The sequence below is a fragment of the Micromonospora endophytica genome (assembly GCF_003236305.1).
Classification (GTDB): domain Bacteria; phylum Actinomycetota; class Actinomycetes; order Mycobacteriales; family Micromonosporaceae; genus Micromonospora; species Micromonospora endophytica.
Genome location: NZ_POTX01000016.1, coordinates 24,556 through 47,883, shown reverse-complemented (window position 1 = coordinate 47,883; position 23,328 = coordinate 24,556). Strand labels below are relative to the sequence as shown.

Here is a 23,328-nt window from a genome sequence, read left to right as displayed (position 1 = left end):
CGTCGGGGTGGCGGTGGGACTCGTGGACGAGCCGCTGACCCGGTACACGACGGTGCCGTGGGCGGGGACGCTGGCGGAGATCGCGCCGGTGGTGGTGGAGGTCGCGTTCGTCCAGGCGTCGCGGAGGGTGAACGAGCTTCCGGACTTGCCGATCGCGGCGGCGGTGGTGGAGATCGTGGTGGTGGAACCGCCCTGGTTGAACAGGGCGACCGCGACGTCGCCGTTGGCGAGCGGTTTGGCGAGAATCCGGCGGGTGCCGTCGAAGGAGACCTGGGTGGCTTGCCGGCCGAGGGTGTCCTGGTTGATCGCGATGAGATTCTGGTTCTTCAGGATGGTCTGGGTGGCCGCGTCCATGTTGCGGATGTCGTTACCGGCGATCAACGGCGATGCCATGATCGCCCACATCGCGAAGTGGCTGCGCATCTCGGTGTCGTTCATGCCGCCCCGGCCGACTTCCATCATGTCCGGGTCGTTGAAGGAGCCCGGCGCGGCGTAGCCGGCCAGCGGCACGTTGACGTTGATGATGTTCTGGATGCCCATCGGGTAGCCGTTGGTCTGGCCGGTGTTCCAGGCGTTGGTGATGTCCTCGGTGGTGCGCCAGATGTTGGCGACATCGCCCCAGTTGCGCTGCGGCCCGGTCTTGGCGTGGATGCTGTTGGAGTTGATGCTGTAGACGATGGGCCGGCCGGTGGCGGCGAGGGCGTCGCGCATGATGGCGAACCGGGCCACCTGGTCGTTGATGGTGCCGCTGGGGGAGCACCAGTCGTACTTCAGGTAGTCGACGCCCCAGGCGGCGAACTGGCGGGCATCCTGCACCTCGTGCCCCTGCGCGCCGGTGGCGCCCGGGTAGCTGCCGAAGTACTGGGCGCAGGTGCGGTCCAGGGGCGCCTGGTAGATGCCGAAGAGCAGGCCGCGGGCGTGCAGGTAGTCGCCGAGCGCCTTCATGCCGCTGGGAAACCGGCTGGGGTTGGCCTGCAGGTTGCCCTGGGCGTCGCGGGTGGAGTTCATCCAGCAGTCGTCGACGACGACGTACTTGTAGCCGAGGTCACGCATGCCACTGTTGACGATGGCGTCGGCCATCTGCCGGATCAGTGTCTCGTTGATGTTGCAGCCGAAGGTGTTCCAGCTGTTCCAGCCCATCGGCGGGGTGCGGGCCACACCGTTGTTGAGCGCCTGCGCGGGGGAGACCGGCAGCACGATGGCGGCACCCGCCGCCATCAGCAGTCCGGCCGCCAGCGCGGCTGCCGATCGGCGACCGCGAGCGAAACATCTCATGGAGTTGCCGTCCTTTTCTCAAGGAGGGCCCCGGGGAAGCCGAGCGAGACGGCTTTGGTCAGGGCCGGGGCCAGAGTCGTACGAACTGGGGTGGCCGCCGCCGGTGCCCAGCGGGAGCGAGTCCCGCTTCCGGCGCATCACCATCGGGCCCGACTCCGAGATGGATCGCCAATCGTCGATGACTTTAGCGTTCACACAGAAGTCGGTCAATGTCCGGTCGCTGCCGTGGTGGCCGCTGTCTCCAGCCGGCCGCCAGTGGGTCGCGGCGCAGGGGTTGGCGACGGTGCAGGGTGGAGGTTGACGGGCGTTAGCCTGGCGATAACAATCGATAAACTTCTCTGTTAACGCTCACGCGACCCGCCGCGTTCGTCCGGCAGCACCCGCATGCCGGGCTGGCCGAAGCGGGGGACCCGGCTGGTAGGAGTGGATTTATGCGGACGAGAGCACGCTGGCTCACGTTGGTCGCCGCACTCGGTCTCGGCGCCGCCGCGGTGCTGGCGCCGGCCGGCACCGCCAGTGCGGAGTCCAACGGTGGGGTACGGGTGATGCCGCTGGGTGACTCGATCACCGAGGGCACCCAGATTCCGGGCGGCTACCGGATCGGTCTCTGGCAGCGCCTGGTCAACGGCAGATACACTGTGGACTTCGTCGGGTCGCAGTTCAACGGCCCGACCAGCCTCGGTGACCGCGACCATCAGGGGCATCCCGGCTGGCGTATCGACCAGATCGACGCCAACATCGTCGGCTGGTTGAACACCCAGCGACCCAAGACCGTCCTGCTGCACATCGGCACCAACGACATCTTGCAGAACTACAACGTCAGCACCGCGCCGAACCGGCTCTCCAGCCTGATCGACCGGATCACCACCACCGCGCCCGACGCGGAGGTGTTCGTCGCGCAGATCATCACGCTGACGAACACCAACCAGGCGGCGGCCGTACGCACCTTCAACGCGGCGATCCCCGGCATCGTGCAGAGCAAGGTCAACGCCGGCAAGCGGGTGCACCTGGTGAACATGCACAGCGCGCTGACCACCGCCGACCTGATCGACGGCATCCACCCGACCGCCGCCGGCTACGACAAGATGGCCGCGGTCTGGTACAGCGCGTTGCAGTCGGTGCCCGGCAGCATCGGCACCCCGGGCAACCCTGGTACCCCAGGCCAGACCACCACGATCGTCGGCGTCGGATCGGGCCGGTGCGTCGACGTGCCGGGCTTCAGCACCACCAACGGCACCCAGCTCCAGTTGTGGGACTGCCACGGCGGCACCAACCAGCAGTGGACCTACACCTCCGGCCGGACCCTGTCCGGGCAGGGCAGCAACAAGTGCCTCGACGCCGAGGGGTACGGCACCTCGCCGGGCACCCGGGTCCAGATCTACGACTGCCACGGCGGGTCCAACCAGCAGTGGCAGCTGAACGCCGACGGCACCATCACCGGCGTGCAGTCGGGCCTCTGCCTGGACGCCAACGCCGCGGGCACCGCCAACGGCACCAGACTCGTCCTCTGGAGCTGCAACGGCCAGGCCAACCAGCGGTGGAACCGGCAGTAGCCGAAGCTACCGCCGGTCGACCGTCAGCGGCCCTGGCCCTGGGCCTGGGGCCGCTCGGGGGTGGATCCGAAGGCGGTGAGGAACCGGTCCCGGAAGGAGTCCATCGGCCAGACCGGGGCGTTGGCGTCGGGGGTCAGACCCTCCTGCCAGTTCCAGTCGGCGATCTGGTCCAACACGGCCGGGTCCTTGGCGAGCAGGTGGATCGGCACGTCGGGGCTGGCGTTGTCGCCGGTGACCACCGGTGCGGGCTGGTGGTCACCGACCACGACCAGCACCGTGTCCTCGTCGCCGTACGTTTCCACGTAGGAGATCAGGGTACGCAGCGTGTAGTTGATCGAATGCCGGTAACCGGTGCGGGCCTGCGCCGTCGGGGTGCCGATGATGCCCTGCCGAAACACTTCCCCGTCGTCGATGTCGTCCCAGTCGACGACCGAGGGCACCTTGGTCCACGGTGAGTGGCTGGAGACCAGCGCCAACTCGGCCATCACCGGCCGGTCCCGCGGCCCGACGAGTTCGCGCTCGTGGAACTGGTGGATGGCGAACTGGTCGGGCATCGGCGCGAAGGCGAACTTCGGCCCCCGGTAGCCCAGGTCGGGTCCGCTGTAGAACTGTTCGTAGCCGTAGAACTCCCCCTCCGGCCACGCCTGGTTGACCGCCGGCATCACCCCGACCGTGCGCCATTCGGCGCGACTGAAGGCGTCACCGAGGGTGAACCGGTCGCTGGCGAGCAGGCTCTTGTGGCGTTGGTTGTTGTCGATCCACAGGCCGGAGAGCAGGGTGGCGTGGGCCAGCCAGCTGCCGCCACCGATGGTCGGCGAGGTGAGGAACCCGCTGCGGCTGGCGAAGCCGGCGGCGGCCAGCCGCTGGCTGCCCTCGTCGAGCACCCGCTGCACCGAGGCGAACTCGGGGTCGGAGACGGCGTCGCGGCCGTAGCTCTCCACGAAGGCGATCAGCACGTTCTTGCCGCGCAACCCGGTGAGCAACTGGTCAGCGGGCACGTCGCGGAACGGATCGGTGCCGACCTCGGTGGCGAACGCCTTCCGGTCGGCCAGCCGTTCCCGCACCTCGGACGCGTGTTCGTAGACAAGCGTGCTGGCGTTGCTGTCGGCCACCAGCACGCCGGTCACGATCCGGGCCTGGAAGGTGGCGAGCAGCGCCCAGACCACCACCAGCGAGGCGACCACCCGGGTGGTGGCCGTGCGGTGCCGCACCAGCACCCCGGACAGCCGCACCGTGGAGAGCGCGGTCAGCACCGGTACGGCCAGCAGCACCAGCCCGAGGCCGACCGCGATGGCGATCGCGCCGGGGCGGCCGATCGACTCGGCCACGAAGTCGAAGGCCGGGCCGAGCAGCGACCAGTCCAGCACCAGGTCGAACGGTCGACCCAGCGAGGAGTAGAAACCGATGTCACCGACCTTCACCACGGCCACCAGGCCGACCAGCAGCCCGGAGACCGCGGCCACCACGCGACGGGGTCGGCCGGGCAGGGCGAGCAGCAGCGCGACCACCAGCAGCGCTTCCAGCGGGATGCGCAGGAAGGTGCCGGGTTCGAGCTGCCAGGGCCGGTTGGGCAGGGTGAGCGCGCCGAGCACCAGGGCGGCGGCCAGCACGGTGACCACCCGGGTCAGCACCGCCCGCCGTCGGCGCGGCGCCGGATCCGGGAGGTGATCACCCGACGGCTCCGGGCCGGAGTTGCTCTCGGCCGGTGCGTCGGGCGGTTCGGCGATGGTGGTGGTCTGGTCGGTGCCCGCCACGATCGACGGGTCGGAGGTCGACAACAGGTTCTCCCGGTTCAGCGCAGCGACAGGACGGGCGCGGTCGACAGGTCGATCTCCTCGGGCCGGTCGATGTTCCGGACCGGGATCGGCACCATCGGCACGACGAGCGCCGGCGCGGGCCGGGTGACGCGGTGTCGCCACAACCAGATCACGTCCCGCCCGAACGACTCGACGAGCATGCCGAGCGCCACCACCAGCACCAGGGTCGTCAGCACCCCGGGCAGCACCTGGGACGCGGCGACCACGAGCATGATCCCCTGGACCGCGGCGACCACCTTACGCCAGTACCGTGGCGGCAGTTGCGCGTCCATCCACGGCAGCAGCCAGCCGGCCACGAGGAACGCGTACCGCATCAGGCCGATGGCGAGCACCCAGGCCCCGACCGACGGGGCGACGTAGAGGCTCAGCATCAGCACCAGGAACGAGTCGACCTCCATGTCGAACCGGGCGCCGAGGGCGCTCGTCGTCCCGGTGCGCCGGGCCACCTTGCCGTCGACGGCGTCCAGCGTCAGGGCCACCGCCGTCATGGTGACCAGCACCGCGACCGGCGCGGCCCGGCCGGTGATCAACGTCTCGGCGATCAGCGCGGTGACCGCGCCGACCAGCAGCCCACGGCCCATGGTGACCCAGTCGGCCGGGCCGAGCCGGGCCGAGCCGGCCCGCCGCAGCCCCCGCACGAGCGCCAGGCAGGTCACCGCACCGTACGCCAGCCCGGCCAGCCAGCCCACGATGCCGAGACCGACCGTCGCCGCGAGCCCCGCCAGGAGCACGACCTGGACCAGTAGCCCGAGTTGCGGACCGGTTCGAACTGTGGACACCGTGCCTCCGTGTTTATGATCGACGACCCCTGCCAGGGGGGAGTACGGGATATACGACGGATCGGTTCGATCCGGACGCAGGTAAGGGAGAAATACCGGTGACCCGAACGGCCCGCGCGTTTTGGCTCAGCGTGCCCGGTGCAGGTGAGATCCGCCCGGTGACGCTGCCCGAGCCGCGCGCCGACCAGGTCCTGGTCCGCACCCGCTACTCGGGGGTCAGCCGGGGCACCGAGACGCTTGTCTTCGCCGGTCGCGTGCCCCCCAGCCAGTACGCGGCGATGCGCGCACCGTTCCAGGATGGCGACTTTCCCGCCCCGGTCAAATACGGCTACCTCAGTGTCGGCGAGGTCGAGCAGGGTCCGGAGCACCTGCGCGGACGGACGGTGTTCTGCCTGTACCCGCACCAGAGCGCGTACGTGGTGCCGGCCGACGCGGTGACCGTCGTACCGGATCAGGTGCCGGCGGCCCGCGCGGTGCTGGCCGGCACGGTGGAGACCGCGGTGAACGCACTCTGGGACGCCCCGCCGCTGGTCGGCGACCGGGTCAGCGTGATCGGCGCGGGCATGGTCGGATGCGCGGTGGCGGCCCTGCTGGCCCGCTTCCCGGGGGTCCGGGTGGAGCTCGTCGACACCGACCCGGCCCGGGCCGAGATCGCCGCCGCGCTCGGCGTCGACTTCGCCGCGCCGGAGGCGGCCAGCGGCGGGCGCGACCTCGTGGTGCACGCCAGCGCCAGCGCCGCCGGCCTGCAACGCGGCCTGGACCTGCTGGCGCCCGAGGGCACCGTGCTGGAGCTGAGCTGGTACGGCGACCGTCAGGTGCAGTTGTCCCTCGGCGCGGCGTTCCACTCCGGCCGGCTGACCATCCGCAGCAGCCAGGTCGGTCGGGTCGCCCCCGCGCGTCGGGACCGCCGCGACTACGCCGACCGGTTGGCGCTCGCCCTGGACCTGCTCGCCGACCCGGTGTTCGACGCTCTGATCACCGGTCGGTCGCCCTTCGCCGAGCTGCCCGACGTGCTCAGCCGACTGAGCGCGGGTGACCTGCCCGCGCTGTGCCACCTCATCACCTACGACGGGGAGTGATCCGTGTTCAGCGTTACCGTCCGTGACCACATCATGATCGCCCACAGCTTCCGCGGCGCGGTCTTCGGCCCGGCCCAGCGGCTGCACGGCGCGACGTTCGTCGTCGACGCCAGCTTCCGCCGCCCCGATCTCGACGAGGACGGCATCGTGGTCGACATCGGGCTGGCCACCGAGCAGCTCAAGGCGGTGCTCGGTGAGCTGAACTACCGCAACCTCGACGACGAGCCCGCCTTCGCCGGCACCAACACCACCACCGAGGTGCTGGCCCGGACCATCGCCGACCGGCTCGCCGACCGGGTGCACGCCGGTGACCTCGGTCCCGGTGCCCGGGGCCTGACCGGGATCACGGTCACCCTGCACGAGTCGCACGTGGCCTGGGCCAGCTACGAACGGACGCTCGGCGCCGGCGGGGACGCCGCCTGACGTGCCGGTCCTGCACGTGATCCTGCCGGGTGACATCGACGATCCGGCGTCACCCAGCGGCGGCAACGGCTACGACCGGCGGATCTGCGTGGGGCTCGTCGAGGCCGGTTGGTCGGTGCGGGAGCATGCCGTGCCGGGTGCCTGGCCGCAGCCGTCCCCGGCGGAGCAGGCCGCGCTGGCCGAGGTGTTCGCCGGCCTGCCCGACGACGCGCTGGTGCTCGTCGACGGGCTGGTCGCCTCGGTGGTGCCGGAGGTGCTCGCCGGGTACGCCCGGCGGCTGCGGCTGGTCGCCCTGGTGCACCTGCCCCGCGACGACGACACCGAGGCCCGGGCGCTGGCGTCGGTCCGGACCGTCGTGGCTACCAGCGACTGGACCCGCGAGCAGCTGCTGCGGCGGTATCCGCTGCCCCCGGAGCGGGTGCACGTGGCCGCGCCGGGGGTGGATCCGGCGCCGCCCGCGCCGGGTTCGGCGACCGGTTCGGCGTTGCTCTGTGTCGCGGCGGTCGCCGCGCACAAGGGCCACGACGTGCTGGTCGAGGCCCTCGCCGGGATCACCGACCGGACCTGGACGCTCACCTGCGTCGGCTCGCTGCACCGCGAACCGGCGTTCGTGGACCGGCTGCGCGCACGGCTGGCCGGGCACCGGCTCGACCCCCGGGTCCGGCTGACCGGGCCGCTGACCGGCGACCGGCTCGCCGCCGCGTACGCCGCCGCTGATCTGCTGATCCACCCCTCGCGGGGGGAGACGTACGGGATGGTGGTGACCGAGGCGCTGGCGCGCGGCATTCCGGTGCTCGCCACCGCCGTCGGCGGTGTGCCCGACACCCTCGGGCACACCGCGACCGGTGTGCGCCCCGGTCTGCTGGTGCCGCCCGAGGACCCGGCGGCACTGGCCACGGCGCTGCGGCACTGGCTCGACGACCCGACGTTGCGGGCCCGGCTGCGGCGCGCCGCCGCGCAGCGCCGCACCGCTCTCGAGGACTGGACCGGCACCACCAGCCGGATCGACACGGCGCTGAAGGAGACGATGGCATGGTCAGCGAGGTAGGGGTAGGCATCGAGCTACCGCCGGATTTCGCGCAGTGGCTCGCGCTGCGGGAACCGGCCGACGTGGCGGCCCGGTCGACCGAGCTGGTCGACGCGGTCCGCGCCACGTTGACCGGGGACGGGCCGTTCGTGGTGCACGACCTCGGCGCCGGCACCGGGTCGCTGGGGCGGTGGCTGGCGCCGCTGCTGCCCGGCCCACAGCACTGGACCCTCTACGACCAGGATCCGGACCTGTTGGCCCGGGCCGCCGCCGGGCGACCCGCAAGCGCCGCCGACGGCACGCCGGTCACGGTGCGTACGCGTCGGGTGGACCTGACCCGGCTGACCGCCGCCGACTTCCGCGGCGCCCATCTCGTCACCGCCTCGGCGCTGCTTGACATGCTCACCGCCGACGAACTCGCGCACCTGGTCGCGGTCTGTGCCGAGGCCGGTTGCCCGACGCTGTTCCTGATCTCGGTGACCGGCGAGGTGCGGCTGACCCCGGCCGACCCGCTGGACGCCGAGGTCGCCGCGGCGTTCAACGCCCACCAACGCCGTACCCACGCCGGGCGGCGGCTGCTCGGCCCGGACGCCCCGGCCGCCTGCGCCGCCGCGTTCGCTCGGCACGGTGTGACAGTGCACACGCGGCCCAGCCCGTGGCGGCTCGGGCCGGAGCAGGGCGCCCTGGCGGCGCAGTGGTTCACCGGCTGGCTCGACGCGGCCCGCGAGCAGTGCCCGGAACTGGCCGACCGCACCCGCGAGTACGCACGACGTCGGCTGGCGGAGGCTGAAACCGGCCGGCTCTGGGTACAGGTGGACCACGCTGACCTGCTCGCCGTACCCCGTTGAACCGACGGCTCGCAGCTTTCGTGCGTACAGTCAGGAAAGATCGTCATGTTCGGGAGGCCGCGTTGGGGGAGCAAGCTGGTGCTGTCGCGTCCGCGACCGCACCCGCACCCGCGACCGCACCGACCCGCCGGTCGCTGTGGGGCTGGGCCCGGCTCGGGCTGGGCCTCGCCGTGCTGGCGGGGTTGGTCTACTGGCTGGGCACCGACCCGTTCCTGGCCGGCCTGCGCCTGATCGACGCGCCCGCGCTGGTGGCGGCCCTGGCCCTCGGCGTGCTCACCACGGTCTGCGTCGCCTGGCGGTGGCGTCTGGTCGCCGAAGGAATCGGGGTACGGCTGCCGCTGGCGCAGGCGGTGGCGCACTGCTACCGGGCGGTGTTCCTCAACGCCACCCTGCCCGGCGGCATCCTCGGCGACGTGCACCGGGCGGTGCGCCACGGCCGCGAGGCCGGTGACGTCGGCCGCGGCATCCGGGCCGTGGTCTGGGAGCGGGTCGCCGGGCAGGTCGTGCTGATCGCCATCGGGGTGGTGCTGCTGTTCGCCTTCCCGTCGCCGGTGCGCCCCTACCTGCCGGTGGCGACCGCGGTGGCGGTGGCGGTGCTGGCCGCCGTGCTGCTGGCCGCCTGGCTGCTTCCGGAATCAGGTGCCTCGCGGTGGACCCGCGCGCTGGTCACCGCCGTCTCCGACGTGCGCGCCGGGCTGCTGGGCCGGCGTACCTGGGCGGGCGTGCTGGTGGCCTCCGCGCTCGCGGTCGCCGGGCACCTCGCGACGTTCCTGCTGGCGGCGCGGACGGCGGGCTCCACCGCCCCGCTGACCCTGCTGCTGCCGCTGACCCTGTTGGCCCTGCTCGCGATGGGGGTGCCGGCGAACGTCGCCGGGTTCGGCCCCCGCGAGGGGGTGGCCGCGTGGGCGTTCGCCGCCGCCGGCCTGACCGCCGCCGAGGGGGTGGCCACCGCGACGGTGTACGGCGCTCTGGTGCTCGTCGCGAGCCTGCCCGGAGCCGCCGTGCTGCTGGCCCGACGTGTCCGTGTACCCGCCACCGTCTGAGTCTGACGAGGAGACCCATGTCCGAATCACTGCCTGTCGCCACCATCCGGACGCAGGTCACTGTGCCGCTGCGGTTTCCCGACGGCTACGCCACCACCGCCCGGCTGTTCACCTTCGACGGGTTGGTCGACGGCCGGGAACATCTCGCGTTCGCCCTCGGCGAGCCCGACAGCGGGACCGCGCCGCTGGTCCGCCCGCACAGCGAGTGCCTCACCGGTGACGTGTTCGGCAGCCAGCGCTGCGACTGCGGCCCGCAGCTGCGGGAGGCCGTGCAGCGGATCGCCGAGGTCGGCGGCTACCTGCTCTACCTGCGGCAGGAGGGCCGGGGCATCGGCCTGTACGCCAAGCTCGACGCGTACGCGTTGCAGGACGCCGGGCTGGACACCTTCGAGGCCAACGTCGCGCTCGGTCACGCCGAGGACGAGCGCGACTACACCGTCGCCGTGCAGATGCTCGCCGCCCTCGGGGTCGGGCCGATCGCGGTGCTCACCAACAACCCGGAGAAGGTCGAGCAGCTCGGCCGCCTCGGCGTGACCGTGACCGAGCAGGTGCCGACCGGCGTCTTCCTCTCCCCGGCCAACGCCGACTATCTCGCGGCCAAGGCCAGCCGCGCCGCCCGTACCGTCGACCTTCCGTTCGTCCGGTGACCAGTCCGCCGGCGGCACGGCCGTACGTGCTGCTCAGCTGCGCGACGTCGATCGACGGCTACATCGACGACGCCACCGACGAGCGGCTGATGCTCTCCAACGACGCGGACCTCGACCGGGTGGACGCGGTCCGGGCCGACTGCGACGCCATCCTGGTGGGCGCCGGCACCGTCCGCCGCGACGATCCCCGGCTGCTGGTGCGGGGCGCGCACCGCCGGGCCGACCGGATCGCCCGTGGCCTGCCGGAGTCACCGGTCCGGGTGACCGTTACCGGCTGCGGTGACCTGGACCCGACGGCCCGGTTCTTCACCGTCGGCGCGACCGACCGGATCGTCTACTGCGCCAGCGGGTCGGTGGAGAAGACCCGGCACCGGCTCGGTGAGCGGGCCACGGTGGTCGACGTCGGTGACCCGGTGGACCTGGCCCGCGCCCTGGCCGACCTGGCCGACCGGGGGGTGCGCCGGCTGCTGGTGGAGGGCGGCGCACGGATGCACGGGCAGTTCCTCACCGCCGGGCTCGCCGACGAACTGCACCTGGTGGTGGCGCCCTTCTTCGTAGGCGACGGGCGGGCGCCACGGTTCGTCGGGGAAGGGCGTTTCCCCTGGCATCCGGGCCGACGCGCCCGGGTGCTGGAGGCCCGCCAGATCGGTGACGTGGTGCTGACCCGCTACGCCCTGTCGGAGCGCTGCGAGGCCGGGTGAGCGGGGCGGTCGAGGAACATCAGCCGGGCCCGCTTGTGCGGTAGGTCGATCAGCGGGCCGTCGACGAAACCGGCCCGCCGCAGCCGCGTGATCGCCTTGTCGTTGCGGGCATCCGGCTCCATCACCAACCGCAGCCGGTCCGGGTCGGCGAAGACGAACGCGACGAACTCGCCGAGCAGCGTGCCGGTGAATCCCGGCTCGGGCCGCACCGGCGTGCCGATCAGCAGGTGGCCGCCGTGGTCGCCGGGGCGGACCGGGTAGCACTCGCCGACCGGGTCGTGTTCCGGTTGGTAGGTCTGGAACAGCGCCACCGGCACCCCGTCGCGCAGCGTCAGGAACGCGTGGTGGGTGGGCAGCGAGTCGACGTACCGGTAGATCTCGGCGACCCGGTCCCGGTCGGCGTCGCGCATCCCCCAGAACCGGGCCCGTTCCTGGCTGACCCAGGAGTGGATGACGTCGGCGTCGGTGTCCGGGTCGACCGGCCGGAACGTGACGAGACCGAAGTCGGGTACGTGCCGTTCGTGGTGCTGTCGTTCACTCATCGCGTTCCTCGGTCAGCAGGTTCCAGTCGCAGACCACCTCGATCAGCTCGCCGCGCAGCCAGTGCGGCAACTGGTCGGCGCGGTGCGGGCCGGCGCCGGTGGCGCCCAGCGGCACCACCCAGCGGCTGCGCTCCCGCCGGCCGAGGTCCCACACGTAGCGGGCGGCCGGGCCACGCAGGCACAGGTCGGTGACCCCGGGAACGCTCGCGGTGGCCAGCACGCAGTCGTGGTCGCCGGCGAGTTGCGGTCCGGGTGGTGCGGCCGGGTCGGGCAGCGCCCGCCACGGCACAAGCCGGTGCCGCTCACCCCAGCTGCGGGTGTCGCCCGCGGCGGCGACCTCCTCGAGCGCCGCCCGCAGCAGCGCGTCCCGGTCCAGGCCGGGCAGGTCGGCGTGGAGCAGGGCCGGCAGCGCGTACCCGATCCGGGGCGGCAGGGCCAGCCAGGGCCGGAACACTTCCGGGTAGTCGGGTTGTTCGGCCAGGGCGGCAAGTGTCGGGTCAGCGGCGAGCCGGCGGACGAGCGCCGCCCGCAGGTCGGCGAAGGCCGCCGCGTCGAGGCTGTCGGCGGCCATCCGACGGTCCCAGCGCAGCAGACGCTCGCGCAGCGCGGCAGCGTCGGCGGTGAGCCCGTCCAGCCCGGTGAGCAGATCCAGCACCGGACCGGCCGAGCCGAGGTGGGTGTCGGTGTGCACGCCGGCCAGTTGGTCGGCCCGCCAGGCGGTGCCGGCGGTGAGCAGCTCGCGGATCCGCTCGGCGCGGTACGGCGGGGCGAAGTCGACGCCGAGTCCGGCGGAGATGCCCCGATCGTTTGCCATCACCGCCACCTGCGTGACCGGGGCCTTCGGCATCGGTTGCCAGCCCTGCCAGGTGTGCTGCGCGTCCCAGGCCGGCACCACCCGCAGCCCGTTGTCCGGGTGGCGGCGCGGCACCCGGCCGGCGACCCGGTGCAGCAGCGCACCTGTGGTGTCGGCGGCAAGCACCACGTTCACCGGCTCCACCCAGCCGTCCAGGGCGGTGTCGAGGTCCGCGACGGTGCGGGCGCGCAGCAGCGCCGGCAGCACGGCGAAGCCCAGCTCGCCGGTGACCCGGGGCGGATGGCGCAGGCTCACCGTCACCGCTGGATCGTCGTCGGGTCCACCGGAGACCACCGGCCCGCGTTCGGTCTCGATCACCTCGACGTCGACCGGGTCCGCCCCGGCCACCTCGATCGACTCCAGGTGCCGGTGCGCAGGCCGCCACCCGTCCGGCCCGTACGCCTCGACCCGGTCACCCTGGCGGCGCAGTCGTTCGGCGTACCCGTCCTGGTAGTCGGCCATGGCGTTGGTGATGGCCCAGGCAACCGGCCCGGCGTGGCCGAAGTGGGCGATGCCCGGCACCCCGGGCACGGCGAAGCCGAGCACGTCGTACTCCGGGCAGGCGAGCCGGATCTGCTGGTAGATGCCGGGCGCCTCGATGATCCGGTGCGGGTCACCGGAGATCAGCGCCGCGCCGTCGGCGGTGCGGTCGGCGGCGAGCAACCAGCCGTTGCTGCCCGAGGTGAGGTGACCGTCGGCGGCGAACAGCCGGACGGCGTCGGGGCCGAGCCGCCGCGTCACGTGGGTGCGCCACAGCTTGGTGCCGAAGCCGGCGAAGAGCAGGTGGTGGCCGAGCCAGACGGCAAGTGGTGTCCACGGCTGCCAGCGACCGGCGGTCAGGCCGGCGGCGGCGAACTCGGGTGCCCGGGCGGCGCCCGCGGCCAGCCCGGCGTTGACGCCGTCGACGTAGCGGCCCACCCAGGCGGCGGTGGCCGGGTCGAGGGCGGCGTGGCAGCGCCGCGCGGTGTCGTCCAGCCGGGCCCGGCGGGCGAGGACGTCCCAGTCGACCGCTTCTGGGCCGAGGAAGGAGGCGCTGGTGCCCTGGGACCGGTGTCGCTCCACCTCGATCTGCCAGGCCCGGTCGTGGGCGGTGACCCGCCCCTGGGCGAAGGCCAGCGCGTCGTGGTCGGCGGCGCGCAGATGCGGGACGCCGTAGCCGTCCCGGTACCGCGCACTGGGCTGATGGTTCGCTGGCTGGCGCTCGCTCACGAAAGCACCGTACCGGTGCGGGCGCGGGCGGCGGGAACCACGAGCGGGGTGCCGGTCTCCGGGTCGTCGATGACCCGGCAGGGCAGACCGAAGACCTCCCGGACCAGTTCGGCGGTGACGATTTCGCGCGGTTCACCGGCGGCGACGACCCGCCCACCGCGCATGGCGATCAGGTGGGTGGCGTAGCGGGCGGCGTGGTTGAGGTCGTGCAGCACCGCGACCAGGGTGCGGCCCTGCTCCTCGTGCAGCCGCGCACAGAGGTCGAGCAGATCGATCTGATGGGCGATGTCGAGGTAGGTGGTCGGCTCGTCCAGCAGCAGCAGCGGGGTCTGCTGGGCCAGCGCCATGGCCAGCCAGACCCGCTGTCGCTGGCCGCCGGAGAGTTCGTCGACGAGCCGGTCGGCGAGGTCGGCGACGCCGGTGGCGGCCATCGACTCGGCCACGATCCGCTCGTCCTCACGCGACCACTGGCGTAGCAGGCCCTGGTGCGGGTAGCGGCCCCGGGCCACCAGCTCGGCCACGCCGATGCCGTCCGGCGCGGTCGGCGACTGCGGCAGCAACCCGAGCGTACGAGCCACCGCGCGGGCCGGCTGCCGGTGGATGTCCGCACCGTCGAGCAGCACCGCCCCGGCGGCTGGTTTCAGCAGCCGGGACAGGGCCCGCAGCAGGGTGGACTTGCCGCAGGCGTTCGGGCCGATGATGACCGTGAAGGATGCGTCCGGTACGGCGACGGTCAGCTCGTCGGCGACGACACGCCTGTCGTAGGCGAGCCGTAGCCCGGTCCCACCCAGCCGGGAGGTCGACATGGTTGCTCCGTTCTCATCGGTGGTCTTCGCCGGTCCGCCGGCCGGGCCGGTCACAGTCGACCGGCCCGGCGTTCGGTGGCCAGCAGCCAGACCAGGTAGCCGCCGCCCAGCACCCCGGTCACCACGCCGACCGGCAGTTGGCTGGGGAAGACGCGCAGCGCCACCTGGTCGGCGGTGACGACGATCAGCGCGCCGACGATCGCGGCCGGCAGCAGGTTGGTGCCGGGCGCGCGGGTCAGCCGCCGGGCCAGGTGCGGGGCGGTGAGCGCGACGAACGACACCGGACCGGCGGCGGCCGCCGCGAGGGAGACCAGCAGCACCGCCGCGGCGAGCAGGAGCAGGCGCAGCCGTGGCACGGACACGCCGAGCGCACTCGCCGCGTCGTCGCCCAGTTCGGTCATCCGCAGCGCCGGACCGGCCGCGAGCAGCACCGGCACCGTCACCGCGAGGGCGGCCAGCAACGGACCGGCGTGCGACCAGTCCCGGCCGTCGAGGCTGCCGGTGAGCCAGAGCACGGCCCGCGCCGCTTCCATCAGCGGCGCGCGGGTCAGCAGGTAGCCGTTGACGCCGCTGAGGATGGCCCACATGCCGATGCCGACGAGCACCAGCCGGTAGCCGTGCACCCCGCGCCGCCAGGCGATCAGGTAGATCAGCAGACCGGTGCCGATGCCGCCGAGCGCGGCGGCGCCGGCCAGCGTGGCGCTGCTGCCGCCGAGGACCACCACGACCAGCGCGCCGGTCGCCGCGCCCTGGGTGAAACCGAGCACGTCGGGGCTGCCCAGCGGGTTGCGGACCAGGGCCTGGAACACCGCGCCGGCCAGGCCGAGCGCGGCGCCGACGGCCAGCCCGGTGACCAGCCGGGGCAGCCGCAGCTCGGTGACGATGAACTCCTCGGCGGGACTGCCGCCGCCGGTCAGGGTGCGCAGCACGTCGGCCGGCGACATCGGGTAGTCGCCGTGACCGACAGCGAGCACGCCCACCGCGAGGGCGAGCAGCGCGGCGGTCGCCCCGACGACGAGGGAGCGGGGACGCAACCGGAGCGACACACCACCGGGGGTACGGATGACGATCATGGGCGGTTCGTCCTCGTCCGGGTCACCAACCAGAGGAACAGCGGGCCGCCGAGCACGGCGGTGAGCAGGCCCACCTGCAACTCGCCCGGCCGGCCCAGCACCCGGCCGAGCACATCGGCGCCGAGCAGCAGCACCGGGGCGAGCAGCGCGCAGTACGGCAGCAGCCAGCGCAGGTCCGGCCCGGTGAGGGTACGCACCAGGTGTGGCACCAGCAGCCCGACGAAGACGATCGGCCCGCAGGCGGCGGTGGCCGCGCCGCAGAGCAGGGTGATGGCGACGATCACTCCCGCCCGGATCAGCGCGGGACGGGCACCCAGCGCCTGGGCGGTGTCGTCACCGAGGGCCAGCGCGTTGAGTGGGCGGGCGGCGAGCAGCGCGGCCAGCAGCCCGACCAGGATGAACGGCAGCACCCGTCGCACCGTCGCGTCGTCGGCGCTGGCCAGCGAGCCGACGGTCCAGAACCGCAGCCGCTCCAGGCTGGCCGAGTCGAGCAGCATCACCGCGCTGACGTAGGAGTAGAGGGCCGCGTTGAGCGCCGCGCCGGCCAGCGCCAGCCGGGCCGGGGTGGCGGTGCGTCCGCCGCCGACGGCGTACACCGCGACCGTCACCAGCGCCGCGCCGGCCAGCGCGAACCAGACCTGGCCGGTGCCGCCGCCGACGCCGAACAGCAGCGCGGCGGTGGCGATCGCGGCGGCGGCGCCCGCGTTGATGCCGAGCAGCCCGGGGTCGGCGAGCGGGTTGCGGGTCAGTGCCTGCATCGCCGCGCCGGCCACCCCGAGTGCGGTGCCGGCGAGTAGGCCGAGCAGCGTCCGGGGCAGCCGCATCTCGTGCACCACGGCGTATTCGGCGGCGTCGCGGTCGGTGAGCGCCTGCCACACCTGCGGCAGCGGGATCGCCTTGGCGCCCACGGCGATGCTGAGCACCGCGACGGCGATCAGGGCCAGGGCGGCGAGGGCGAGACCGGCGCCACGGTACGCGGCGCGTTGTCGACGAGGGGACCGGGTCGGCGTATCGGCCGGTGGTGACTCGATGACGGACAGTGTGAACTCCAATGTGGTGCGAAACGCCGAGCGGGACTTGACAGGAGGTTAGGTTAGGTTAGCCTAACCGCGACTGTCCATGGCCCCCGGATCCTTGATCGAAAGACGACACCATGATTGATCCCGTTCCCGTACGCCGCCTCTCCCGCCGGGGGCTGCTCGCTGCCGGCGGTGCCGCTGCCCTCGCCGCCGTGCTCGCCGGCTGCGGCCGGGACGACACCGCGGAACCCGGCTCCAGCAACGAATCCGGTCCCTGGTCGTTTACCGACGACCGCCCCGAGACGGTCACCGCCGACGCCCGCCCAGCCCGGGTGGTGGCGTTCACCGGTGCGGCTGCCGCACTTGTCGATTACGGACTCGGTCCGGAGCTGGTGGGCGTCTTCGGGGAGACCACAAAGGCCGACGGCAGCGCCGAGGCGCAGGCCGGTGACCTGGACGTGAAGCGCGTCGAGATCCTCGGCAACGTCTGGGGCGAGTTCAGCGTCGAGAAGTACGCCGCGCTGCGTCCGGAACTGCTCGTCACCCACATGTACGACCCGGGTGCCTACTGGTACGTGCCGGACGAGAGCAAGGACAAGATCCTGCCGCTCGCGCCGGTGGTCACCATCACCACCGCCCGGGTGCCGATGACCACGCCCATCGCGCGGTACGCCGAACTCGCCGCGTCCCTCGGCGCCGACCTGTCGGCGGCCAAGGTCACCGACGCCAAGGCCCGCTTCGAGGCCGCCGCGGAGGCGGTGCGCCAAGCGGTCAAGGCCAACCCGGGCATCAAGGTGCTGGCCGCCTCCGGCAGCCCGGACCTGTTCTACGTCTCCAACCCGAAGGTCAGCACCGACCTGATGTTCTTCGCCGAACTCGGCGTCGACATCGTGGTGCCCACCAAGCTGGAGGCCGGCGACTACTTCGAGGCCCTGAGCTGGGAGAACGCCGACAGGTTCCCGGCCGACCTGATCCTGCTCGACAACCGCAGCACGGCCCTGCAACCGCCCGACCTGGCCGCCAAACCCACCTGGAAGCAACTGCCCGCCGTGCAGGCCGGTCAGGTCACGCCGTGGGACGCCGTGCCCCGCTTCTCCTACGCCGGCGCCGCCCCGCTGCTGGAGAACCTTGCCAAGGCCATCCAGGGCGCCCGGAAACTGACCTGACCCGCACGGGCGGCCGGCGCGCCCAGCCCGCCGGCCGCCGCCCCGTCATCCGTACCGACCGCAGCAGCCGCCTCGTGCCGTGCCGGCTGCCGGTTCCGGCTGCCCGAAAACCGATCCGCCGAGCGTGGAGGACACGCATGACCCTGCCGGTGCACACCACTTCACCGACCCGGCCGACAACCGCCCGGAGCCACCTGTTCAACGAGGGCACAGTTGACGACTACCGCGCCGCGGTGGCGGCCGGCGTCGACCGGGTGGCCCGGCGGGTGACCGAGGTGACCGGCCCGTTCACCGGCGTACGTCCGGACCAGGTGGCCCCGCTCGTGGACGCGGTCGACCTGGACCGGCCGCTGCCCGACACCGCCGCCGCCCTCGACGAACTGGAGCAGGTCTACCTGCGCGACGCGGTCTACTTCCACCACCCGCGTTACCTGGCCCACCTCAACTGCCCGGTGGTCATCCCCGCACTGGTCGGCGAGGCGGTGCTCAGCGCGGTCAACTCCTCTCTGGACACCTGGGACCAGAGCGCCGGCGGCACCCTCATCGAACGGCGTCTGATCGACTGGACCGCCGCCCGGATCGGCCTCGGCCCCGCCGCCGACGGCGTGTTCACCAGCGGCGGCACCCAGTCCAACCTGCACGCCCTGCTGCTGGCCCGGGAGGAGGCGCTGGCCGGAGCGACCCCGACCGACCGGCGGATCCTGCTGCCCCGGCTGCGGATCGTCACCTCGGCCGCCGGTCACTTCAGCGTGCAGAAGGCAGCCAAGCTGCTCGGCCTGGCCCCGGACGCGGTGGTGGTGGTGCAGACCGGCCCGGACCGGCGGATGCGTGCCGGCGCGGTCCGCCACGAACTCGCCCGCTGCCGCCGCGACGGGCTGCCGGTGCTGGCGGTGGTGGCCACCGCCGGCACCACCGACTTCGGCACCATAGACCCGCTCGACGAGATCGCCGAGGTGTGCGCCACCGCCGGGACGTGGCTGCACGTGGACGCCGCGTACGGCTGCGGGTTGCTCGTCTCACCGACCCGCCGGCACCTGCTCGACGGCATCGAGCGGGCCGACTCGGTGACAGTCGACTACCACAAGTCCTTCTTCCAGCCGGTCAGCTCCAGTGCCGTGCTGGTCCGCGACCGGCGTACGCTGCGGCACGCCACCTGGCACGCCGACTACCTCAACCCGGCCCGGATGGTGGCCGCGCGCATCCCCAACCAGGTCGACAAGAGCCTGCAGACCACCCGCCGCTTCGACGCGCTCAAGCTCTGGCTGACCCTGCGGGTGATGGGCCCGGACGCGGTGGGCGAACTCTTCGACGAGGTCTGCGACCGGGCCGCGCAGGCGTGGGAACTGGCTGCCGCCGATCCCCGCTTCGAGGTGCTCACCCGCTCGCCGCTGAGCACCGTGGTGTTCCGCTGGCGGCCCGCCGGCACCCCGGCGGAGCTGGCCGACGCGGCGAACCTGCACGCCCGGGAGGCGCTGGCCGCCTCCGGCCTGGCCGTGGTCGCCGGCACCCGGGTCGACGGCCGGCAACACCTCAAGTTCACAGTGCTCAACCCGGCCACCACCGTCGAGGACGTGGCAGGTGTGCTCGACCTGATCGCCGAGCACGCCGGCCGGTACGCGCACACCCACGCCGCCGCGCGCTCCGCCGAGCTGACCTGCCCGGTGGGCTGAGCGGTGTCGCCGACGAACCCGAGCCTGGAGGGCCGGATGGACAGCCACGACTTCATCGGGATCGGCCTGGGCCCGTACAACCTCGGCCTGGCCTGCCTGACCGCACCGCTCGCCGAACTCGACGGGCTGTTCCTGGAGGCCCGCGACGACGTCTCCTGGCATCCCGGCATGCTGCTGGAGTCGTCCCGGTTGCAGACCCCGTTCCTGGCCGACCTGGTCACCCTGGCCGATCCCACCTCGCCGTACTCCTTCCTCGCCTACCTCAAGGAGATCGGCCGGCTCTACCCCTTCTACATCCGGGAGAGCTTCTTCCCGCTGCGCGCCGAGTACGACGCGTACTGCCGCTGGGCCGCCGCGAAGCTGCCCCACCTGCGCTTCGGCCACCAGGTGACAGCCGTCGAGTACGACCCGGCCGACGATCTTTACGTTGTCACCGCCACCGCCGGCGGCACCACCGTCACCCACCGGGCCCGGCACCTGGTGCTCGGCACCGGCACCCCGCCGCACCTGCCCGCCGCCTGCGCCGGGCTGGACTCCGACGCCGTGCACAACTCGCGTTACCTGGAACACCGCGCGGCGCTCAAGGCCAAGCGGAGCATCACCGTGCTCGGCAGCGGGCAGAGCGCCGCCGAGATCTACCACGACCTGCTCACCGACATCGACGCGCACGGCTACCAGCTGAACTGGGTGACCCGCTCGCCGCGCTTCTTCCCGCTGGAATACACCAAACTGACCCTGGAGATGACCTCACCGGACTACGTGGACTACTTCCACGCCCTGCCCGAGCCCACCCGCTACCGGCTCGAAGCCGAGCAGAAAGGGCTGTTCAAGGGCATCTCCGCCGACCTGGTCAACGACATCTACGACCTGCTCTACGCCCGCAGCATCGACGGCCCGGCACCCACCCGCCTGCTCACCAACACCGAACTGACCGCCGTCACGTACGACGAGGCCACCGGCGTGCACACCCTGGGGTTGCGCCACGTCGAGCAGGAACGCGACTTCACCCTGGACACCGAAGGGCTGGTGCTGGCCACCGGCTACCGTTACCGGCTGCCGAGCTTCCTCGACCCGATCCGGGATCGGCTGCGCTTCGACGGTCACGGCCGGCTCGACGTGGCCCGCAACTACAGCGTCGACGTGAGCGGGCGCGGCATCTTCCTCCAGAACGGCGGCACCCACACGCACAGCATCACCTCACCCGACCTCGGCATGGGCCCGTACCGCAACGCCTGGATCATCCGGGAACTGCTCGGCCGGGAGGCGTACCCGATCGAGAAGTCGATCACCTTCCAGGAGTTCGGGGTGCCGGCGTGACGTCGCTCGTGCACACCCGGGTCGACCCCCGACTCGGCGAGTTCGCCCTGCGTACGCTCGATCCGGTCGCCGACGCGCCGCTGCTGCACCGCTGGGTGACCCACCCCAGGTCGGCGTTCTGGCTGATGCAGGAGGCCGACCTGGACGGGGTCGTCGAGGAGTACCGGCGGATCGCCGCGCACCCGCACCACGACGCCTTCCTCGGCCTGTGGCGCGACGCGCCGGCCTTCCTCGCCGAACGGTACGACCCGGCCCACGTCGAGCTGGTCGGACTCTACGAGGCGCGCCCCGGCGACGTGGGCATGCACTTCCTCTGCGCCCCGCCGGAGGTCCCGGTGCACGGCTTCACCCGCGCCGTGATCACCACGGTGCTGTCGTGGCTCTTCGCCGACCCCCGCACCGAGCGGGTGGTGGTCGAGCCGGACATCCGCAACACCGCGGTGCAGGCGCTCAACGCGGCGGTCGGCTTCGAGGTGATCGGTCCGATCACCAAGCCGGAGAAGATGGCTCTGCTGAGCATCTGCACCCGGCCGCGGTTCCTCGCCGCCACCGCCACCGGCGGCACCGCCACGGGCACCACCGCCGCCACCGTCGTCAAGGAGAATCACCGTGAGCATGCCTGACCTGGTCGCCCACCTGCGGCCGGAAACCTGGGCGCGGGCCAACCGGGCGTTGGTGCGCAAGGCCCTGGCCGAGTTCGCGCACGAGCGGCTGCTCACCCCAGAACCGGACGGGCCGGCCGCCGATGCCGCCGGCCGACTGTGGTACGCGGTGACAAGCGACTCCGGCGACGTGCGATACCGCTTCGCCGCCCGGGTGCTGACCCTGGAGCACTGGGACATCGACCCGACCAGCATCACCCGTCACCGGGGCGACGAGGCGCTGCCCCTGGACGCCGTCGACCTCTGCCTCGACCTGCGCACCACGCTCGGCCTCACCGACCGGATCCTGCCGGTCTACCTGGAGGAGATCACCTCCACTCTGGCCGGCATCGCGTACAAGCTGGATCGTCCGTTGCCGAGCGCGGCGAAGCTGGTCGAGGCCGACTTCCAGACCATCGAGACGTCGATGACCGAGGGGCATCCCTGCTTCGTGGCCAACAACGGCCGCCTCGGCTTCGGCGTCGACGAGTACCACCGCCACGCCCCGGAAGCCGCCCGACCGGTACGCCTGATCTGGCTCGCCGCGCACCGCGACCACGCGACCTTCACCTGCTCCGCCGACCTCGACTACGACGGTCTGCTCCGGGCCGAGCTGGACGAGGCGACCCTGGCCCGGTTCGCCGCGACCATGGCCGCACTCGACCTGGACCTGGCCGATCACCTGCTCATCCCGGTGCACCCCTGGCAGTGGTGGAACAAGCTGGCCGTCACCTTCGCCGGTGAGCTGGCCACCCGCAGGCTGGTCTGCCTCGGCGAAGGGCCCGACGAGTACCTCGCCCAGCAGTCCATCCGCACCTTCTTCAACGTCGACGCGCCGCAGCGGCACTACGTCAAGACCGCGCTGTCGGTGCTGAACATGGGCTTCATGCGGGGGCTCTCCGCGGCGTACATGGAAGCCACCCCGGCCATCAACGACTGGCTCGCCGAGCTGATCGCCGGCGACGAGGTGTTCCAGGCCACCGGGCTGACCATCATCCGGGAGCGGGCCGCCGTCGGTTACCGGCACCGGCAGTACGAGGCGGCCACCGACCGCTACTCGCCGTACCGGAAGATGCTCGCCGCGCTGTGGCGGGAGAGCCCGGTGCCCGGCCTGGCCCCCGGCGAGCGGCTGGCCACCATGGCGTCGCTGCTGCACGTCGACGCCGACGGCCGGGCCTTCGTCGCCGAGCTGATCGCCGCCTCCGGGCTGGCGCCGGCGCAGTGGCTGCGCCGCTACCTGCACGCCTACCTCACTCCGCTGCTGCACGCTTTCTACGCCTACGACCTGGCGTTCATGCCGCACGGCGAGAACGTCATCCTGGTGCTGCGGGACGGGGCCGTGCAGCGGGTGATCTTCAAGGACATCGCCGAGGAGATCGTGGTGATGGACGCCGACGCGCCGCTGCCGCCGGCCGTCGCGCGGATCCGGGCCGAGGTGCCGGAGGAGATGAAGCTGCTCTCCATCTTCACCGACGTCTTCGACTGCTTCTTCCGCTTCCTCGGCCCGCTCCTGGTCGCCCACGGCGTCGCCGACGAGGAGACCTTCTGGCGCGCGGTCGCCGACTGCGCCACCGAGTACGCCGCCCAGGTGCCCCACCTGGCCGACCGGCTGGCCCGCTACGACCTGTTCGCCCCCGAGTTCGCGCTCTCCTGCCTCAACCGGCTGCAACTGCGCGACAACCAGCAGATGGTCGACCTGGCCGACCCCTCCGCCGCGCTGCAACTCGTCGGTGCCCTGGCCAACCCGATCGCCCGCTTCGCACCGTCCTGACCCGACCCGGGCTGGCCGCCGGTCGCCTGCCCGGCGAGCGACGGCCGCCCGCCCGGAGGGCCTGGCCCG

Annotated in this window: 19 protein-coding genes and 2 pseudogenes; 13 read left to right on the top strand and 8 right to left on the bottom strand. The window is 72.6% G+C overall.

The features are described 5' to 3' along the window. On the bottom strand, positions 1–1,218 hold a 1,218-nt coding region (locus C1I93_RS04355), incomplete at its 3' end, for a glycoside hydrolase family 27 protein (protein ID WP_258378260.1). A 488-nt stretch (positions 1,219–1,706) separates the two neighbouring features. Here C1I93_RS04355 and C1I93_RS04350 point away from each other — a divergent pair. Continuing rightward, positions 1,707–2,828, top strand: a complete 1,122-nt coding sequence (locus tag C1I93_RS04350; RefSeq protein WP_111241900.1) for a ricin-type beta-trefoil lectin domain protein — start codon at positions 1,707–1,709, stop codon at positions 2,826–2,828. Between the two features lie 23 nt (positions 2,829–2,851). On the opposite strand, the gene C1I93_RS04345 is transcribed toward C1I93_RS04350, so the two are convergent. Beyond that, on the bottom strand, positions 2,852–4,747 hold the full coding sequence (locus C1I93_RS04345) for an alkaline phosphatase family protein (RefSeq protein ID WP_438819576.1): 1,896 nt from the start codon (positions 4,745–4,747) through the stop codon (positions 2,852–2,854). 107 nt (positions 4,748–4,854) lie between these two features. Further along, positions 4,855–5,226: pseudogene (locus C1I93_RS33185) on the bottom strand (CDP-alcohol phosphatidyltransferase family protein); the annotation flags it as partial. Between the two features lie 296 nt (positions 5,227–5,522). Here C1I93_RS33185 and C1I93_RS04335 point away from each other — a divergent pair. The 7 genes from C1I93_RS04335 to C1I93_RS04305 all read left to right on the top strand — a co-directional run bounded on the left by C1I93_RS04335 (position 5,523) and on the right by C1I93_RS04305 (position 11,192). Next, positions 5,523–6,503: a zinc-dependent alcohol dehydrogenase gene (locus tag C1I93_RS04335; protein WP_111241897.1), complete on the top strand. Its 981-nt coding sequence runs from the start codon at positions 5,523–5,525 to the stop codon at positions 6,501–6,503. A 3-nt stretch (positions 6,504–6,506) separates the two neighbouring features. Beyond that, positions 6,507–6,926, top strand: a complete 420-nt coding sequence (locus C1I93_RS04330; protein ID WP_111241896.1) for a 6-pyruvoyl trahydropterin synthase family protein — start codon at positions 6,507–6,509, stop codon at positions 6,924–6,926. A gap of 1 nt (position 6,927) precedes the next feature. Then, positions 6,928–7,974 carry a glycosyltransferase family 4 protein gene (locus C1I93_RS04325; RefSeq protein WP_223256222.1) on the top strand — a complete coding sequence of 349 codons (1,047 nt, stop codon included), beginning with the start codon at positions 6,928–6,930 and terminating at the stop codon, positions 7,972–7,974. Further along, positions 7,959–8,801 carry a small ribosomal subunit Rsm22 family protein gene (locus tag C1I93_RS04320; RefSeq protein WP_111241895.1) on the top strand — a complete coding sequence of 281 codons (843 nt, stop codon included), beginning with the start codon at positions 7,959–7,961 and terminating at the stop codon, positions 8,799–8,801. The genes C1I93_RS04325 and C1I93_RS04320 overlap by 16 nt, the downstream gene beginning before the upstream one ends. Before the next feature lie 134 nt (positions 8,802–8,935). Beyond that, positions 8,936–9,844, top strand: coding sequence for a lysylphosphatidylglycerol synthase domain-containing protein (locus tag C1I93_RS04315; protein ID WP_223256235.1), 909 nt, complete (start codon positions 8,936–8,938; stop codon positions 9,842–9,844). 17 nt (positions 9,845–9,861) lie between these two features. Further along, the gene (locus C1I93_RS04310) at positions 9,862–10,491 is read left to right on the top strand and encodes a GTP cyclohydrolase II (protein ID WP_111241893.1); all 630 of its coding nucleotides are present in this window, start codon (positions 9,862–9,864) and stop codon (positions 10,489–10,491) included. After that, the gene (locus C1I93_RS04305; protein WP_111241892.1) at positions 10,488–11,192 is read left to right on the top strand and encodes a RibD family protein; all 705 of its coding nucleotides are present in this window, start codon (positions 10,488–10,490) and stop codon (positions 11,190–11,192) included. Before C1I93_RS04310 ends, C1I93_RS04305 begins: the two co-directional genes overlap by 4 nt. Here C1I93_RS04305 and C1I93_RS04300 read toward each other — a convergent pair. From C1I93_RS04300 to C1I93_RS04280, 5 genes and pseudogenes are all read right to left on the bottom strand, one after another. Then, complete coding sequence (locus tag C1I93_RS04300; RefSeq protein ID WP_111241891.1) at positions 11,159–11,734, bottom strand: GNAT family N-acetyltransferase; 576 nt, start codon at positions 11,732–11,734, stop codon at positions 11,159–11,161. The two genes, C1I93_RS04305 and C1I93_RS04300, sit on opposite strands and share 34 nt — an antisense overlap. Beyond that, a complete protein-coding gene (locus tag C1I93_RS04295) occupies positions 11,727–13,796 on the bottom strand; it encodes a penicillin acylase family protein (RefSeq protein ID WP_111241890.1) in 2,070 nt (689 codons plus the stop codon). Before C1I93_RS04295 ends, C1I93_RS04300 begins: the two co-directional genes overlap by 8 nt. Next, positions 13,793–14,602, bottom strand: a complete 810-nt coding sequence (locus C1I93_RS04290; RefSeq protein WP_111241908.1) for an ABC transporter ATP-binding protein — start codon at positions 14,600–14,602, stop codon at positions 13,793–13,795. Before C1I93_RS04290 ends, C1I93_RS04295 begins: the two co-directional genes overlap by 4 nt. 50 nt (positions 14,603–14,652) lie before the next feature. Further along, positions 14,653–15,675: a FecCD family ABC transporter permease gene (locus C1I93_RS04285; RefSeq protein ID WP_111241889.1), complete on the bottom strand. Its 1,023-nt coding sequence runs from the start codon at positions 15,673–15,675 to the stop codon at positions 14,653–14,655. Beyond that, positions 15,672–16,759: pseudogene (locus tag C1I93_RS04280) on the bottom strand (FecCD family ABC transporter permease). The gene C1I93_RS04285 and the pseudogene C1I93_RS04280 overlap by 4 nt, the downstream one beginning before the upstream one ends. Before the next feature lie 69 nt (positions 16,760–16,828). Here C1I93_RS04280 and C1I93_RS04275 point away from each other — a divergent pair. The 5 genes from C1I93_RS04275 to C1I93_RS04255 all read left to right on the top strand — a co-directional run bounded on the left by C1I93_RS04275 (position 16,829) and on the right by C1I93_RS04255 (position 23,259). Beyond that, positions 16,829–17,860, top strand: coding sequence for an ABC transporter substrate-binding protein (locus tag C1I93_RS04275; protein ID WP_111241887.1), 1,032 nt, complete (start codon positions 16,829–16,831; stop codon positions 17,858–17,860). Between the two features lie 137 nt (positions 17,861–17,997). Continuing rightward, on the top strand, positions 17,998–19,530 hold the full coding sequence (locus C1I93_RS04270) for a pyridoxal phosphate-dependent decarboxylase family protein (RefSeq protein WP_111241886.1): 1,533 nt from the start codon (positions 17,998–18,000) through the stop codon (positions 19,528–19,530). 36 nt (positions 19,531–19,566) lie between these two features. Next, the gene (locus C1I93_RS04265; protein ID WP_111241885.1) at positions 19,567–20,847 is read left to right on the top strand and encodes a lysine N(6)-hydroxylase/L-ornithine N(5)-oxygenase family protein; all 1,281 of its coding nucleotides are present in this window, start codon (positions 19,567–19,569) and stop codon (positions 20,845–20,847) included. Continuing rightward, positions 20,844–21,470 carry a GNAT family N-acetyltransferase gene (locus C1I93_RS04260; RefSeq protein WP_111241884.1) on the top strand — a complete coding sequence of 209 codons (627 nt, stop codon included), beginning with the start codon at positions 20,844–20,846 and terminating at the stop codon, positions 21,468–21,470. Before C1I93_RS04265 ends, C1I93_RS04260 begins: the two co-directional genes overlap by 4 nt. Further along, on the top strand, positions 21,463–23,259 hold the full coding sequence (locus tag C1I93_RS04255; protein ID WP_420811704.1) for an IucA/IucC family protein: 1,797 nt from the start codon (positions 21,463–21,465) through the stop codon (positions 23,257–23,259). The genes C1I93_RS04260 and C1I93_RS04255 overlap by 8 nt, the downstream gene beginning before the upstream one ends. Positions 23,260–23,328 lie beyond the last annotated feature (69 nt).

Bases quoted from the DNA above. Each gene is read 5' to 3' on its own strand.
- C1I93_RS04350 (WP_111241900.1), top strand. From the start codon at position 1,707: ATGCGGACGAGAGCACGCTGGCTCACGTTGGTCGCCGCACTCGGTCTC.
- C1I93_RS04255 (WP_420811704.1), top strand. From the start codon at position 21,463: ATGCCTGACCTGGTCGCCCACCTGCGGCCGGAAACCTGGGCGCGGGCC.
- C1I93_RS04290 (WP_111241908.1), bottom strand. From the start codon at position 14,602: ATGTCGACCTCCCGGCTGGGTGGGACCGGGCTACGGCTCGCCTACGAC.
- C1I93_RS04285 (WP_111241889.1), bottom strand. From the start codon at position 15,675: ATGATCGTCATCCGTACCCCCGGTGGTGTGTCGCTCCGGTTGCGTCCC.
- C1I93_RS04300 (WP_111241891.1), bottom strand. From the start codon at position 11,734: ATGAGTGAACGACAGCACCACGAACGGCACGTACCCGACTTCGGTCTC.
- C1I93_RS04320 (WP_111241895.1), top strand. From the start codon at position 7,959: ATGGTCAGCGAGGTAGGGGTAGGCATCGAGCTACCGCCGGATTTCGCG.
- C1I93_RS04310 (WP_111241893.1), top strand. From the start codon at position 9,862: ATGTCCGAATCACTGCCTGTCGCCACCATCCGGACGCAGGTCACTGTG.
- C1I93_RS04270 (WP_111241886.1), top strand. From the start codon at position 17,998: ATGACCCTGCCGGTGCACACCACTTCACCGACCCGGCCGACAACCGCC.
- C1I93_RS04275 (WP_111241887.1), top strand. From the start codon at position 16,829: ATGATTGATCCCGTTCCCGTACGCCGCCTCTCCCGCCGGGGGCTGCTC.
- C1I93_RS04265 (WP_111241885.1), top strand. From the start codon at position 19,567: ATGGACAGCCACGACTTCATCGGGATCGGCCTGGGCCCGTACAACCTC.